The 14,907-nt window shown below is 41.9% G+C and carries 12 protein-coding genes and 1 pseudogene; 6 read left to right on the forward strand and 7 right to left on the reverse strand.

What is annotated here, in order from left to right:
- Positions 1–255 precede the first annotated feature (255 nt).
- The 3 genes from JKM87_RS15865 to JKM87_RS15875 all read right to left on the reverse strand — a co-directional run bounded on the left by JKM87_RS15865 (position 256) and on the right by JKM87_RS15875 (position 3,584).
- A complete protein-coding gene (locus tag JKM87_RS15865; RefSeq protein ID WP_202081354.1) occupies positions 256–2,019 on the reverse strand; it encodes a M3 family oligoendopeptidase in 1,764 nt (587 codons plus the stop codon).
- 207 nt (positions 2,020–2,226) lie between these two features.
- Positions 2,227–3,180: a D-2-hydroxyacid dehydrogenase gene (locus JKM87_RS15870; protein ID WP_202081355.1), complete on the reverse strand. Its 954-nt coding sequence runs from the start codon at positions 3,178–3,180 to the stop codon at positions 2,227–2,229.
- 41 nt (positions 3,181–3,221) lie between these two features.
- Positions 3,222–3,584 (reverse strand): YlbF/YmcA family competence regulator, encoded by a 363-nt coding sequence (locus JKM87_RS15875; RefSeq protein WP_202081356.1) that lies wholly within the window; start codon positions 3,582–3,584, stop codon positions 3,222–3,224.
- A 230-nt stretch (positions 3,585–3,814) separates the two neighbouring features.
- Between JKM87_RS15875 and JKM87_RS15880 the strand changes: the two genes are divergently transcribed.
- The 6 genes from JKM87_RS15880 (at position 3,815) to JKM87_RS15905 (ending at position 11,512) form a co-directional block, all read left to right on the forward strand.
- Complete coding sequence (locus JKM87_RS15880) at positions 3,815–5,608, forward strand: M3 family oligoendopeptidase (RefSeq protein WP_202081357.1); 1,794 nt, start codon at positions 3,815–3,817, stop codon at positions 5,606–5,608.
- A 227-nt stretch (positions 5,609–5,835) separates the two neighbouring features.
- Positions 5,836–7,446 (forward strand): glycine betaine uptake BCCT transporter, encoded by a 1,611-nt coding sequence (locus tag JKM87_RS15885; protein WP_202081358.1) that lies wholly within the window; start codon positions 5,836–5,838, stop codon positions 7,444–7,446.
- Between the two features lie 186 nt (positions 7,447–7,632).
- Positions 7,633–8,271 carry a molybdopterin-dependent oxidoreductase gene (locus tag JKM87_RS15890; protein WP_202081359.1) on the forward strand — a complete coding sequence of 213 codons (639 nt, stop codon included), beginning with the start codon at positions 7,633–7,635 and terminating at the stop codon, positions 8,269–8,271.
- A 97-nt stretch (positions 8,272–8,368) separates the two neighbouring features.
- Positions 8,369–9,130 (forward strand): LytR/AlgR family response regulator transcription factor, encoded by a 762-nt coding sequence (locus tag JKM87_RS15895; RefSeq protein WP_202081360.1) that lies wholly within the window; start codon positions 8,369–8,371, stop codon positions 9,128–9,130.
- A 383-nt stretch (positions 9,131–9,513) separates the two neighbouring features.
- Positions 9,514–9,822 carry a sodium/substrate symporter small subunit gene (locus tag JKM87_RS15900; RefSeq protein ID WP_202081361.1) on the forward strand — a complete coding sequence of 103 codons (309 nt, stop codon included), beginning with the start codon at positions 9,514–9,516 and terminating at the stop codon, positions 9,820–9,822.
- 25 nt (positions 9,823–9,847) lie between these two features.
- Positions 9,848–11,512: a sodium:solute symporter family protein gene (locus JKM87_RS15905; RefSeq protein WP_202081362.1), complete on the forward strand. Its 1,665-nt coding sequence runs from the start codon at positions 9,848–9,850 to the stop codon at positions 11,510–11,512.
- Between the two features lie 137 nt (positions 11,513–11,649).
- On the opposite strand, the gene JKM87_RS15910 is transcribed toward JKM87_RS15905, so the two are convergent.
- The 4 genes and pseudogenes from JKM87_RS15910 to JKM87_RS15925 all read right to left on the reverse strand — a co-directional run bounded on the left by JKM87_RS15910 (position 11,650) and on the right by JKM87_RS15925 (position 14,846).
- Positions 11,650–12,474 (reverse strand): hypothetical protein, encoded by an 825-nt coding sequence (locus tag JKM87_RS15910; protein ID WP_202081363.1) that lies wholly within the window; start codon positions 12,472–12,474, stop codon positions 11,650–11,652.
- A 40-nt stretch (positions 12,475–12,514) separates the two neighbouring features.
- The gene (locus JKM87_RS15915) at positions 12,515–13,036 is read right to left on the reverse strand and encodes a dUTP diphosphatase (RefSeq protein ID WP_202081364.1); all 522 of its coding nucleotides are present in this window, start codon (positions 13,034–13,036) and stop codon (positions 12,515–12,517) included.
- 234 nt (positions 13,037–13,270) lie between these two features.
- Positions 13,271–14,047: pseudogene (locus JKM87_RS15920) on the reverse strand (TerC family protein); the annotation flags it as partial.
- Between the two features lie 184 nt (positions 14,048–14,231).
- Positions 14,232–14,846 carry a biotin transporter BioY gene (locus JKM87_RS15925; RefSeq protein WP_202081366.1) on the reverse strand — a complete coding sequence of 205 codons (615 nt, stop codon included), beginning with the start codon at positions 14,844–14,846 and terminating at the stop codon, positions 14,232–14,234.
- Between the last annotated feature and the right edge of the window lie 61 nt (positions 14,847–14,907).

Genomic DNA, 14,907 nt, shown 5'->3' on the forward strand with positions numbered 1-14,907 from the left:
GTACAGTTCTTGTCCCTATCTCATATCTATGAACAGAAATCAAAACTATGCCGCTTACTAGCCATCATAACTTTTGATCTTTAATGAAGGTTAAATACGGAGTAAAAAAACTGTAAACTTTTCATATAAAATGTCGCGAATATAAAAAAGCCGATTACTGTCCAGGGATTAAGCATTTCCCTGGCAATAATCGACATATTGTCGTGTCACATGATGATACATCCGCATGCTTTGTGTGAAAATGTTATTTCAGGTCTACTCTAGTTCACGTAGGCGCTGCTGAGCAAAATCCATCAGCTCTTTGATCTTTGATGTCGAGAAATCAAACTTAATCCCAGCCGTTTCATAGACTTCTGGTAAAGTCTTTGAGCTGCCTAGAGCAAGTGCTTTTTTATAGTTGCTAATCGCTTGTTGTGGATCATGGTGGTACTGTTCCCACATTTGTAGTGCGCCTAATTGTGCAATGGCATATTCGATATAGTAGAAGGGGACTTCGAAAATATGCAGCTGTAAAAGCCACCTTGCTTTGATTTGCTCTTCCACACCTTCTATGTCAAGATAGGCATAGTTATACCTTTTGACAAGGTCCATAAATTTTTCTTCTCTTTCCTCTACCGTGTGATTCGGATTTTCATACATCCAGTGCTGAAAGCGATCCACGACCATCGCCCAAGGAAAAAAGGAAATAATGTCTTCGATATGTTCTTTCTGTGCACGTTTCAATTCGTTCTCGTCTTCATAAAACCGATCCCACTTGTCGAGGGTAAATAATTCCATACTCATACTCGCTAGCTCGGCGGACTCCATCGGTACATCTTTATAATCAGCTAGTGTCTGTTGTCTTGTAGATAACAGATGATGGACACTGTGTCCACCTTCATGCACCATAGTGGATAGATCACCCTGGGTCCCTACTGCATTCATAAAGATAAACGGCAAGCCAGTGACAGGTAAGTCTGAACAAAATCCACCAGGTGATTTCGCCTTCCTGCTTTCTAAATCTAGAAGGTCTCGATCTCTCATTTCTGCAATTAATTGCCCAAAATCGGGATCTAACTGATTAAAAACATCAATGGTCCCTTCTACCAATTCCTCCGTCGTTTCAAACGGCTTTAACGGTTCTTGACCAGCAGGTATCGCCTGTGTGTCCCAAGGACGGTATCGCTCCACGCCAATTTGCTTATGATGCTTTTTCTGAATCTCCGTCACCATGGGGACCACCGCTTCTTCAACCGCTTCATGGAAACGAAAGCATTCTTCTGGTGTGTAATCAAAGCGTTCATATTTTTTAAACATATAATCGCGATAGTTGTCAAAACCGGCATTCTGAGCGATTTGATGTCTTAGAGTGATGAGCTCTGTCATGATATCGTTCAAGCGCTCTTCGTGCACCTGCACTTCCTGCCATACCTTCTTCCACGCCTTTTCCCTCACATGTCGTTCCTTACTCATAAGGTATGTCTTCATTTGAGGGATCGTCTTTTCTTCCCCTTCCCAATCAATCGTCAGGCTCCCTGTTATTTCAAAATATTCATTATGTAAATGGTCTTCTTTTATCTCCAAAGGGATATTCTCTTCTCGATAAAGCTCTATCGCATTCACTCTAGAACGTATGAGCAACCCGTATTTGTCTTGATCTAATTGCTTACGAAATTCATTATCATAAAACTTCTTATTCAGCTTATGGCTGTATGTTTTGAGCATAGGCATAATGTCTTGTTGGTGATATTCATATCTCTTTTTAATGTTTTCATCATCGTTATACCGGTTAAATGCAATATATACCCCTGAAAGTATCTCTTGAATCTCTTCCATTAAGGCACTCTCTTTTAACAACCACTGTTCTAAATCTTCAACGGATTGAATCTCTTCATTTAATAAGTTATTCAGTTTTTTCTCTAAAGCAGATTTGTCATATAAATCGATTTCCTCTTGAAAAAATTGCGTGTCAGCTTGCATCCATACCATCTCCTCAATCGTTAGGACATTATCTACAGCTACACTATCATAAATAAACATGAACTTCACCCTCACTCTGGAAATGGTTTTCGATCAAGAAAACACACGAGTGGTTTCTTGTATCTTACTTAATATCTGTACGAGTGAGGAAAAATATGCAAACCAAACCTATGCTTTGAAACACAAGACATGATACGACATACAAAAAGAGCGAGGGAATTTTAATTCCTCGCTCTTTTTTTCTCTCACGTATAACAAGAGATTTAGTTAATAACGACGGTCAAGTGCTACGACATTACGCATCTGAGATACTTCTGGATATTGTCTCATATTGTCTTCAAATATATCTAATGCACGTCTCATATACAAGGGAGACCTACCCGACACGTGGGGTGTTAAGATGATATTGTCGAGGGTCCACAAGGGATGATTGTGAGGAAGTGGTTCTTGATGATATACATCTAGCACAGCACCTGCAATGGTATGATGTTTCAAAGCTGTAACCAACGCAGATTCATCGACAACTTTACCCCGACCAATATTAATTAAGTACGCAGTGTCCTTCATCTGATCCAGTTCATCGCTGGATATGAAATGTTCCGTATCCTTCGTGTGGGGTAAGGTCACAACCACGTAATCACTCTCTTCGAACAACCGTGACTTCTCCTCAATCGGTATCATGTCGTCCACTTCAGTTGGTCCCTCCGAGGTGCTCCTACGTAACCCTAGTACTTTCATACCGAAAGCTTTGGCACGCTTAGCAATCTCTTCACCTATCGCTCCTACGCCAAGGATACCGATCGTCTTACCGTATAGTTCATCTACACGTAAACTGCGATCCCATGTTTGAGCCTTTTGTAAATCGTAAAACTCATAGTGCCTGCGTGCCAATTGCAGCATCATACCCATGGTGTACTCAGCCATCGGGATTTTATGAATGCCCTTGGCATTGGTGACCAGAATGTTGTGCCTTTGTAATGCTTCCCAGGGCATCTCATCCAAACCTGCGCTTAACACTTGTATCCACTTAAGTTGTTGCATTTGATCAATGTCGACATCCGTAAGATCTTCTCCATATGTAAGCAAAACTTCAGCTTGAGTTAAATGATGCTCGTACGCTTCTTCTTTACTTGCATAGAAAAAAAATTCATGGCCGGTAAATGCATCTCTTAGACGTGTTTGATGCTTTGTACTTATTTTAGCCGTAGAAACGATGATCATGCGCGTTCTCCTCCCTATCACACGCAACCTTTATCATAAAACTAGGCGTTCTCTTGTTCTTCATCATCACCATAGATTTCTTTTAATGGTTCAGCGATAATCTTATTAATATCCTCCATCACAACGCTTAAACGTTGTTCGGCTTCTAATAGTGAACTAATTGTCGGGTTCAATTTGATTGTTTCAAAAAGTGAATTCGCCTTCTGAATTTCTTCTTCAGATAGCTGTTGCCCTTGCATTTGTTTCATTTGTAATTCCATCTGCATCTCACGGAAATCTTGAAGCATCTTCTTTGAAGTATCCTCTTCGTTGACCTTTTCTTGAGCAGTTACAAGTGCTTGGAACTCCTCACTTTCTTTGATGGCCTTTGAAAGCCCGTGTGCAGAATCATATAAGTTAGACATGAAATAACCCTCCAATAATTGTTTGGTCTATTGTAACATACTGTAACCATATCCCGAACATTTCAATCATATTTGTAATCTTTCTCATATTCAAACGACACTTCAATATTTATCTTAGATTTACGAAATATTTTCATGTATAATAAATAGCAATGATGTTATCTTTATTTTCTGATTAGTTTTTTACATTATATTGAACGTCAATATTATGATGAAAGGTTGGATGATTGATGACCCAAACATTGTCTCAAAACTGGGATTTAGATACTTTCTTCCCTGGGGGAAGTGATTCCCAAGCATTTCAAGATTACCTCACGAAGTTAAAAGAAGATTTGGAACGCTTGAACATACGGGTTAAGGATATGTTTGCCCCTACAGCTTCGGATCAGTTAGCTGGTTTTTCAGCTCTTATACATGAGGTCCAAGACACGGCTGTACGTTTAAGAGAAGCTTCTGCATTCACGAGCTGCTTGACCGCTCAAGACATGAAGGACAACAAAGCGACATTACTAAGTGGCACCGTTAAAAGTCTTCGAGCCACTTACGCCACCATTCTGACCAACATCGAACGTATACTTACTGAAATCCCAGAAGATTTATGGTTGGAACTCGTTCGTCATCCAGAGTTTGAGGCGATCTCTTTCTACCTAGGGGAACGACGTCAAGCGGCTAGAGAAAAGTTGAGCCCTGACATGGAGGCTTTAGTCAGTGACCTTTCTGTTGATGGATACCACGGCTGGGGTGAATTATATAACACGACGGTTGGAAATATGGCGATTCCGTATGAAGACAACGGTGAAACTAAGCATCTTTCTGTAGGACAGGCTCAAAACAAATTGTCCGATCCGGATAAAACGGTGCGTGACACCATGTTTGAAAAATGGGAAAAGGCATGGTCAGCGCATGCAGATTTTTGTTCAGATGCATTAAATCACTTGTCTGGTTTTCGTCTTAGCCTGTATAAAAACCGTGGCTGGCATGATGTACATAAAGAACCGCTGGACTATAACCGTATGTCAGGACAAACCTTACAAGCGATGTGGAAAGCGATAGACGATCATAAATCTTACCTCTTATCTTATTTTGAAAGAAAAGCGCAGTTACTCGGGGTAGAAAAATTAGATTGGAACGATGTCAGTGCGCCGATAGGAAATGTGTCAAAAGCGGTAAGCTACGATGAGGCAGCTGATTTTATTATTAAGCACTTTGAGACCTTTAGTCCAAAAATGGCTTCTTTTACAAAAAAAGTGTTTGAGGAAAGTTGGATAGAGGCCGAAGATCGTCCTGGAAAACGGCCAGGTGGCTTCTGTACAAGTTTCCCCGACTCTAAGCAAACGCGTATCTTTATGACCTATTCTGGCAGTGCATCCAATGTGGCAACATTAGCTCATGAACTTGGACACGCCTACCACCAACATGTCATGAACGATTTACCGCCTATGGCACAACAGTATGCCATGAACGTTGCGGAAACGGCATCGACTTTTGCTGAATTGATCGTGGCCGATGCCTCAATTAAAGAAGCCCAAAATAAAGACGAGAAAATTGCATTACTAGATAATAAAATTCAAAGATCAGTGGCCTTTTTTATGAATATTCACGCTCGTTTTATTTTTGAAACTGCCTTTTATGAAGAGCGCAAGCGCGGCCTTGTCCCAGTCTCACGATTAAATGAATTAATGGTACAAGCTCAGAAAGAAGCATACAAAGATGCCTTAGGGTCCTACCATCCCCATTTGTGGGCATCAAAACTGCATTTCTACTTAACCCAAGTCCCTTTCTATAATTTCCCATACACATTTGGATTCCTGTTTAGTGCAGGGGTTTATCTGAAAGCGATGGAAGAAGGACAAGATTTTGAGAATCGCTACATCGCCCTTTTACAAGACACTGCTAGTATGACTGTGGAACAATTAGCGCACAAACACTTAGACGCTGACCTCACAAGCACAGCTTTCTGGGAAAGCGCCATTCAGTTAGTATTGCAGGATGTGAACGAGTTTTTGACATTAACGAATGAGTGATTATATTTGCTAAAACGACATGTATATGATACCTTAGATCAAGCATTGTCACGCTCAGTGGCAATGCTTTGTTCATGTATATTGTTGTGTAACCTTCGGCAAAATAGGGTAAAGTGTCCTATGAACTCTACAATCTTTTATTGTAAATGACATAAATCAAAGATTGCTCAAGGTTGGCACCATCACAAACAAACATTGTTTAAACATTCAAAGGAGGATTTATACGAATGGATAAGAAATTAGGGGTCGTGTTTTACGTCTCCGTTATTATCACGGGGCTATTTGTCCTCTGGGGATTCTTTGCTCCTGCCCAACTCCAAAATGTGACAGGAGACATCCTGAACTTTATTACTAACACATTTGGTTGGTTTTATTTATTTGCTACTTTCATGTTCTTGATCTTTGCCTTATATCTTGCTTTTGGTCCTTATGGCCGTATCAAGCTGGGAGAAGATGATGAAGATCCTGAATATGGCTACATGTCATGGTTAGCCATGCTGTTCTCAGCCGGAATGGGTATCGGCCTCGTTTTCTGGGGGGTTGGCGAACCTATGTATCACTTCTTCACCCCACCCACAGCTGATATCGAACCAGAAAGCGTTGAGGCTGCCAGTACAGCGCTCAGGTACTCTTTCTTCCACTGGGGGCTTCACCCATGGGCGATATACACTATCGTTGCGCTTTCATTAGCGTACTTCCAATTTAGAAAACGTGAATCTGGTGTCATTAGTTCAGCCTTCCGCCCTATACTGGGTAATCGGGTGGACGGATCTATCGGGTACACCATCGACACCTTAGCTGTTATTGCCACTGTGTTTGGTGTGGCAACGTCACTAGGATTTGGAACGCTCCAAATTGCTGGTGGGTTAAGTTACGTTCTTGATATACCCAGTGGTATTATCACGCAGCTCATGATTATCCTGATAGTGACCATCTTATATATGCTATCTACCTTAACGGGTTTAAATCGAGGAATTCTCTACTTAAGTAACGTTAACTTGATCGTAGCTGGCTTGCTTTTATTCTTTGTTATTTTTACGGGTCCTACAGCATTTATCATCGAAACGTTCACAACCACAATCGGAAGCTACCTAGGAGAACTGATTCCTATGAGCTTCAGAATGACACCCTTCACAGGTGGAGAATGGATCGGCGCATGGACTATTTTCTACTGGGCTTGGTGGATTGCTTGGGCACCATTTGTTGGCTCATTTATCGCCCGAGTGTCACGTGGACGAACCATTAGAGAGTTTGTTTCTGGTGTATTATTAGTCCCAACCCTATTAGGCGGTTTATGGTTTGCCGCATTTGGAGGCTCTGCTATCTTCTTTGACTTAAACGAGGGAGCAAACATCGGTGCAGCAGTTCATGATGACCTAGATAGTTCACTATTCGTGTTACTTGAACAGTTCCCATTTGGCGCCGTCCTTGCTGTACTTGCTATTCTGCTTATCATTACCTTCTTTATTACGTCTGCCGATTCAGCCACCTTTGTCTTGGGTATGATGACTTCTAAGGGGGCGCTTAACCCTGCTTTATCTACTCGTGTCGTATGGGGGATCATTCAGTCTTCCATCGCAGCGGCATTGTTACTGAGTGGCCATTTCAGTGAAGAAGGTGACGGACTAACAGGGTTACAAACAGCCTCAATTATCGCTGCCTTACCTTTTGCTCTCGTCATGTTATTCATGGTCGTCTCCGTCAATCGTTCGCTTAGACAAGAAGTGAAGGCAGAACGTCGCAAAGAGAAACGCCGTATTCGCAAGCTTGAGCAACTTGTAGAAGAAGAGATATTGAATAATGAAGATGACGGTAGTAGCCCCGATACCAAACGTTAACGCTTGTCATCAAACAAAAGCACTGGCCGTTTGGCTGGTGCTTTTAATCTTACTTGCATAAATGATTCCACTGAAAATATGCTTAACTTCCCCTCACTGCTGAGGGTCACAATTGTTTACGTTCGTGAGTCACCCTGCTATGATAATATAAAGATTAAAACATGATGAAGCGGAGGATTGTAAATCATGAGTAAACAGCTACCACCTGGGCAAATGGAAACAAAAAAATGGCCCATCCTTCACGAAGGTGATGTGTATCAATTTAATGAAGAAACGTGGGATTTTCATTTATTCGGCGCTATTGAAAAAAAGAAGGTTTTAACATATGAAGACGTCATTGCTTTACCTAAAACGACTCAAACGGTGGACATGCATTGTGTGACCACGTGGTCAAAATTTGATACAACCTTTGAGGGAATCGCCTTGAGAGAATTCGTATCCTTGGTTGACATGGACCCAGGAGTGAATTATATACGTATTTACGGCTACCTAGACGGTGATCGATTTGGCTATTCTGCCAACCTTCCACTTGGACCTCTTATGGGTGATGATGCTCTTTTTGTTTATCGTTGGAAAGACAGCAAACATGACTGGGAGAATATATCCGCTAAGCATGGCTATCCTTTACGTTTCGTTCCTCCAGAGACGTTTTACTTATGGAAAGGCACCAAATGGGTATCAGGCATTGAGTTCCTAAAAGAGGACAAGCCGGGATATTGGGAAACGCGTGGCTATTCTATGAGTGCTAACCCTTTCAAAGAGGAGCGTTTTGCTAATCCAGACGACCTTCCGAGTGGTTATGAAGGCGCAGATGAATGGAAGTAAAATGATTTATCTTGCCTAAAAGGACACTTTTTCTACTAGGGATGTGAAACATCCCTTTTTTTACTTTTTAACCTATTTTAAATAGGAGGTCAAAAGGATGAGGAAAAATGTGATGATTGCTGAAAATAGCATACAAGTAAGAAAAGATTTAGAATATAAACTCCAGGAACTCCCCCATGCCCATTTATTGTCCAGCGTAAGTGATGGCCAGACCTTACTTGAACAAGTAAAGCAACAACAACCGGACATCGTATTCCTTGATACTCACTTGGCGAGGCTTACGGGTATAGACGCAGCCCGGAAATTAGCGCTCTACAAGCATGTGCCTCATATTATTTTTATCTCCTCCTCGAGATCCTACGCCGTAGAAGCATTTGAGTTACAAGCCATCGATTACATTCTTAAACCTATCACTCAAAAGCGTCTCATCAGCGCTTGGTTTAAATTCCTGCAACATCCACCTAAATTACCCCATTGTGATCATGCACAACATACTACGAGTACATGTTTAACAGATGCACCTCGCCTCCCTAGACTACTGCTTGAAGAAAATGAGCGCATCAAAGTCGTTCAGCCTCATTCTATTTTATATGCTGTACGAGACCACCGTGTTGTGCGTGTCAAAACGCAGCATCACGTATACACGACAAAACTGACACTTCAGCAATTAGAAGAAAAACTGACCGCCTTTCACTTCTTTCGCTGCCACCGCAGTTACCTCGTTAACTTACAACACGTCCAAGACATCATCCCTTGGTTTAACGGTGCTTACAATATTGTGCTAAAAGATAAGACTCAAACGACAATACCCGTTAGTCGGTCAAGTGCCAAAGAGCTTTTAGATTATATGGCATTATAGGAATACAGAAAACAGCTAGTAACACAGAGTACATTCCTCTTAACATAACGATGAAATATAAAGAATAAAACCATTTAGACTTATAATTCAACCTTTCGAGCATTGATTATGACATTTTACACTTAATTGTACAAAACATCTAAACATTCTTACTACAATAACAAGAAACCGCTTGCAAAAGAGGAGGGGTGATATGTTATATCTCTTTCTGTTTATTATCCTTGTAAGTCTATTTTTAACGATCAAGTTAAAAAAAGGTTACTACCTTTGTGTGCCACTGGTATCTCTATTCATCTACTTCTTCATTCAAGTAGCCATGGTTCCAATGGGATTTAAGGAAACTTTAACATTTATTATGAGCTTGAGATAAAGGAGGGCTTGTGGTGAAAAAAGTCGAAGCTCGCGTAGCCGAAGCGTATTACAAAACGAGAGTGAAGTATATGCTTATTTACTTATCGATTTGGGCCATCGTGTCATTTGGCGTTGTAGGGACGGCAGAATTTTGGGCACAATTCACGATCAATGGGATGCCCGCTCATTATTTCATGGGAGCACAAGGGTCTATTCTCATTTTTATTGTTCTATTGTTTATTAATGCAATTGTCAATGACAAAATAGACCAGACATTCGGCATTGATCACAAACAGAATGAACGCATCAGTGCAGAGCAAGGAAACACCGTTCAGCATTAATTCTAAGAAGATAGGGGGATGAGATTTGGACACACAATTTTACGTATCACTTGGATTCATCATTGCCACCTTTACCCTGTACATAGGTATTGCCATATATAATCGTTCAAAGCAGACGTCCGATTTCTATGTGGCAAGTCGAGGAGTGCCGCCCGTTTGGAACGGTATGGCTATCGCGGGAGACTGGATGAGTGCGGCGTCTTTTATCGGTATGGCTGGAACGGTCATGATACTCGGTTATGATGGGCTAGCTTACATTATGGGGTGGACAGGCGGGTATCTCTTATTAACCTTTTTGCTCGCACCACAGCTACGGAAGTATGGACGTTATACTGTGCCCGAATTTATTGGAGATCGTTTTGATAGTCATACAGCGAGATTAATTGCCGCGATTGGTACTATGATTGTCAGCTTTGTCTATATTATTGGACAACTCTCTGGAGCTGGCGTTGTCATGGGCCGATTATTCGAAATTAATCACACAACGGGGACCATCATTGGTGTTGTTGTGATCACCATCTACGCCACATTCGGCGGCATGAGGGGGATTACTTGGACACAGGTTGCTCAGTATCTCGTGTTAATTACAGCTTATCTGATTCCCGTCATCTTCATGTCTTTACAGATTACTGGTAATCCAGTTCCCTGGGTTAGCTATGGCGAGGTTGTGTCTAATCTGGGAGCCTTGGATAGAGATTTAGGGCTTAGCGAATATTTCTCTCCTTTCCAAGAAACAAGCAAAGCACAGTTCATTGCGCTTATGTTTTGCTTAATGGCAGGAACTGCAGCGCTGCCTCATGTCATCGTTCGTTTCTACACAGTATCAACGATGAAGGCTGCCCGATGGAGTGGGGCTTTCGCTCTTATTTTTATCGGTTTGCTCTATCTGTCTGCACCGGCTTATGCGGCTTTTTCCCGCTTTATCCTTATGACGAAGGTTGCCGGAAGCCCCATCGACCAATTACCAGCGTGGGTGCAAACTTGGGTCAATACAGATCATCTTCAAATTGCTGATGGGAATGGAGACGGTATTCTCCAGTGGGAAGAATTGACCATCAGTAATGATATCGTTGTCATGGCCACGCCGGAAATTGCTAACTTAGGGATATTTGTGATCGGTTTGATAGCAGCGGGTGCCATGGCAGCGGCCCTTTCCACAGCAGGCGGTCTACTCATTGCCATATCGTCATCCTTCGCTCATGATATTTATTATCGGCTGATTAATCCGAAAGCGAGTGATAAGAAGCGACTCGCAGTGGCTCGAATCTCCATTGCCGTCGCAACCATTGTGGCTGGACTCGTTGCATTGGATCCACCCGGTGTTATCACACAGATTGTGGCTTGGGCCTTTTCTCTCGCTGCGGGGACCTTTTTCCCTGTGCTGTTACTGGGGGTTTGGTGGAAACGCGCCAACGCACAAGGGGCCATCGCCGGCATGTTATCAGGGCTTACAGTAACATTAACCTATATTATCCTAGCCAAATACTTTAATATCACCTTCTTCGGCATTATAGACACAGGTGCTGGTATTTTTGGTGCACCGGTTAGTTTACTCGCCACTTACTTGGTTTCATTACAATTCCCTGCCCCATCCCAGAAGATTCAAGATGAAGTCACAGACCTCCGTTACCCGGAACAGATGACATATAAAGATGGCCAAGTCTGGCTCGATGATTCTCAACAATCTTAGACAGGATTGGATTTATGCGTGTGTATGGCCTACTTCCTTCCTACCGCTAGATAAAGCAGTCTGGGAGCTAATCAAGAGTAGCGACTAAAAGGCGACCTCTTCACGAGGCCGCCTTTTTCGCTATGACATTCTGTTGGTTAATTCCTGAGTTTTGCCGTCCACTGTTGTACCAAATGGTGATGCCGTTCTTCATTGTAAGGATCTTTTTTCCTTTCTATCATGCGCTCTTCAAACTTAGAGACGAGCTTATTCATTCTCTTAAAGATCTTCTTCACTTTCTTTACACTTTTCTTTATTTCTTTTGGTGGTTTATGTTCATCTGCCCAGTGTATATATTTTTCTCTAGACGCCTTCGTTTCAAACTGGATGTCAAGCTGATGAAACACTTTATACTCAAAGTGTCGGCGAATTCTTTTGACTTCTTCTAAGATCTGATCATCAATATATCCTTGGTTGTTTTTCCTCTCTCCTAGTGCGATAGCATCTAAATCTAACTGTAGAAACACATCTTGGTCTTCGAGTACTTGTCTAACTGTATCTTGGCCTTCCTGAACCCAGGATATAATATGTTCCGCACTTTCTCCTAGGTTGTTTATTTCTTCAGAAGACTGTTCAGACAACCACGTTAACAACCGTTCGAAATGCTCAACCGAACCGTTGTATTTCCGCATGTCTTGTTGTACAACGTCTCCCCACTCCGCTTGAAAGCGACGATACAAATCATTATATAAATTAAAACCTTCATTTATCTCTATCGCTTTCTCTCGACTTACAACTTCATACTCACCGTCCACTACAAGAAAACCCGTTACTTTATAAGGCCCTTTTTTTCGGTCAAAAAAGTATACATTATGGTACTCAACGCCATCCTTGCGGTAAGTATAGCTAAAACGTTTGAACTCTTCTCCTTCCTCCTGATATGGTGCCACAACGGAGGAAAAGCGCGCGAGTCCTGTCGACATCATCATCTCTCCCCTCACCCACTTACATTCCTAACTAATACTAGTATCCTTGAGCTTGTCTCTCATGATTAACCTTGTTTTTCTCTAGATAAGCATCCTCGATCTGTGTGAATTTAAATCCTAGTGCTTTCGCCAAGTCCATGTATGACTGAAATAACATGGCATAATGGTCTTCATTAATGTCTTGGCTAAATGCACTGATATGGTCAAACAATCGAGCAAATGCTTCTGTTTGGGCTTGTTTATCACCTGCGGATGAAGAAGATGTATCCTCATCCAATAGGCTGCTGAGTCCTTCATGAGCTTCGTTATAATGGAAGTCAAGGCCTAATGATAATACAAAATGCAAACCATCCACGTACTCCTCTAGAATGACGTCTGTAGCAGACGGGGCTTTTGTACTCCAGTATTTGAAACATCGGGTTTCATTGGCCAACTCCCCTAATTCAACTTGAAGAGCCAATATTTTTTGTTCTGTTAATATTTGATTTTCTAGGTTATGTGTATCTCTAATTTTTTGATCGAGATCCCATTGTATATTAAATAATTGTTCTAGGTTCATTGTTATCTCTCCCCTTAATCTCAATACTACTTTAACTTATATTTCTTCACTCGTCCACGGTCATGATAAGGTTATGGTCTACTTTTTGACTTAATTGAACAGTTTTATCTGTCTCTGTGACTGTCATTGATCGTTTTTATTTTCGTTGTCTCTCCAGTTATAAGTTTGACCCGTGTCATCCCCTTCAGTCATGGACTCTTCAGTTTTTTCAATACGATGTTCAACACGATGGACCTCATCATCTATTAGGGTTTCTTTGTCGTTGTTCCTACTCGACAATATATAACCACCGATAAACAATGCAGCTAAGACCACCCAGAAAATCACCTTCCAAGTCGTCGAATGAACAAATTCCTCTGGGATAATGGCGATGTCTTCGTGGCCTAAGGTTAACATGGCCAGTTTCACACCTACCCACCCAACCACTAAATAAGCGGCCGTCTCTAGTCCAGGCCTGTTATTTAATAATTTGACAAAGAAGGTGGCGGCAAAACGCATGATGATAACCCCAATTAAGCCACCTGAAAGCACAACGATAAAGCGTCCACCATCCATCCCCCCGATCGAGGGTAAGTCCGTTGCCGGTAACGTCATCGATAATGCTACAGCAGCCAGGATGGAGTCTACGGCAAAAGCGATATCCGCTATTTCAACTTTTAGGACTGTTGCCCAGAAACCTGAGCCCGTTTCTTCTTTACTGTCTTTCTTATCTTTATCATCCTTCAATATGTATTTATGGACCAAGTGATGAATGGATAAGAATATGAGATAAATCGCACCTACCGCTTGAACTTGCCACATGTCTACAATTAAGGAAATGGCGAATAACGCACCAAAGCGAAAGATAAACGCACCGGCCAACCCATAGAAGAGTGCTCTTTTCCTCTTTTTCTCAGGTAGATGCTTGACCATAATAGCCATCACCAAAGCGTTATCTGCTGCTAAAATGCCCTCGAGTAAAATTAAGATAAGCAGGACCCATCCGTACTGAAGTAATAAGCTGGCATCCATCCTATACACTCCTTTTGTGTACCGTTTTACTAACAGATTCTGTCTTAATGTTCCCCAAAAAAAGCCGTAGCACACACGTGAATGAATCAAATTCATTCGATGTAAAACAAAAAAGCCTGCCATTCCGTGTGAATGGTCAAGCTTGATTGATTATCCATTAATGCTAGGTTCCTGTACCATTATTTTAAGCAGGTTCATCCCATTTTATATTGTCTTCTTGTTGATGTCGAGGCCGTGGTGTCTGTATGAGGGGCTTAACCTTGTACATGCGCATCGCGACCGATGTGGCTACGATCACTTTCACTGTGTCTCCAGGTATAAAGATCGCATTACCGATGAGCATCTCTAAGAAAGGCATCTGATAGACGACATTCAAGAATAGGCTACCCATAAGATACATGAGCAACATACCACCTAAAACGTTTGCCAGTGCGACCTTCCACGCATTGATCGACTGCCAATTCCTTTCCACAATATACCCAATGATGAACGCTGCCAATGGCCAGCTTAGGAGATATCCCCCTGTATGTCCAGCGAATACGGATATTCCCGTGTTTCCACCCGATAAGGGCACCGCACCGATGGCCACAAGTGTGAGGAAGACTATGATACTGAGCGCCCCCAACCGAGCACCCAATAACACACCGGCTAGCATCACACCTAATGTTTGCAATATTATAGGTGCGGGAAACCACGGAACAGGTATTGGCGGAACAAATCCCATTACAGCAACTAATGCGGCCATGAGTGATACATACATCATGTACTTCAATCTTGTTCTAGATTCATTCTGCTTCAACATTGACACTCCTCTCAATCGTAATCAGAAAAATAAAAGCATAAAAGATATGATATGTAGG

Origin of the sequence: Caldalkalibacillus salinus (genome assembly GCF_016745835.1) — a bacterium.
Lineage (GTDB): Bacteria > Bacillota > Bacilli > Caldalkalibacillales > JCM-10596 > Caldalkalibacillus_A > Caldalkalibacillus_A salinus.

Coding starts and splice junctions, on each gene's coding strand:
- JKM87_RS15865 (WP_202081354.1), bottom strand. CDS start 2,019: ATGTTTATTTATGATAGTGTAGCTGTAGATAATGTCCTAACGATTGAG.
- JKM87_RS15870 (WP_202081355.1), bottom strand. CDS start 3,180: ATGATCATCGTTTCTACGGCTAAAATAAGTACAAAGCATCAAACACGT.
- JKM87_RS15875 (WP_202081356.1), bottom strand. CDS start 3,584: ATGTCTAACTTATATGATTCTGCACACGGGCTTTCAAAGGCCATCAAA.
- JKM87_RS15880 (WP_202081357.1), top strand. CDS start 3,815: ATGACCCAAACATTGTCTCAAAACTGGGATTTAGATACTTTCTTCCCT.
- JKM87_RS15885 (WP_202081358.1), top strand. CDS start 5,836: ATGGATAAGAAATTAGGGGTCGTGTTTTACGTCTCCGTTATTATCACG.
- JKM87_RS15890 (WP_202081359.1), top strand. CDS start 7,633: ATGAGTAAACAGCTACCACCTGGGCAAATGGAAACAAAAAAATGGCCC.
- JKM87_RS15895 (WP_202081360.1), top strand. CDS start 8,369: ATGAGGAAAAATGTGATGATTGCTGAAAATAGCATACAAGTAAGAAAA.
- JKM87_RS15910 (WP_202081363.1), bottom strand. CDS start 12,474: ATGTCGACAGGACTCGCGCGCTTTTCCTCCGTTGTGGCACCATATCAG.
- JKM87_RS15915 (WP_202081364.1), bottom strand. CDS start 13,036: ATGAACCTAGAACAATTATTTAATATACAATGGGATCTCGATCAAAAA.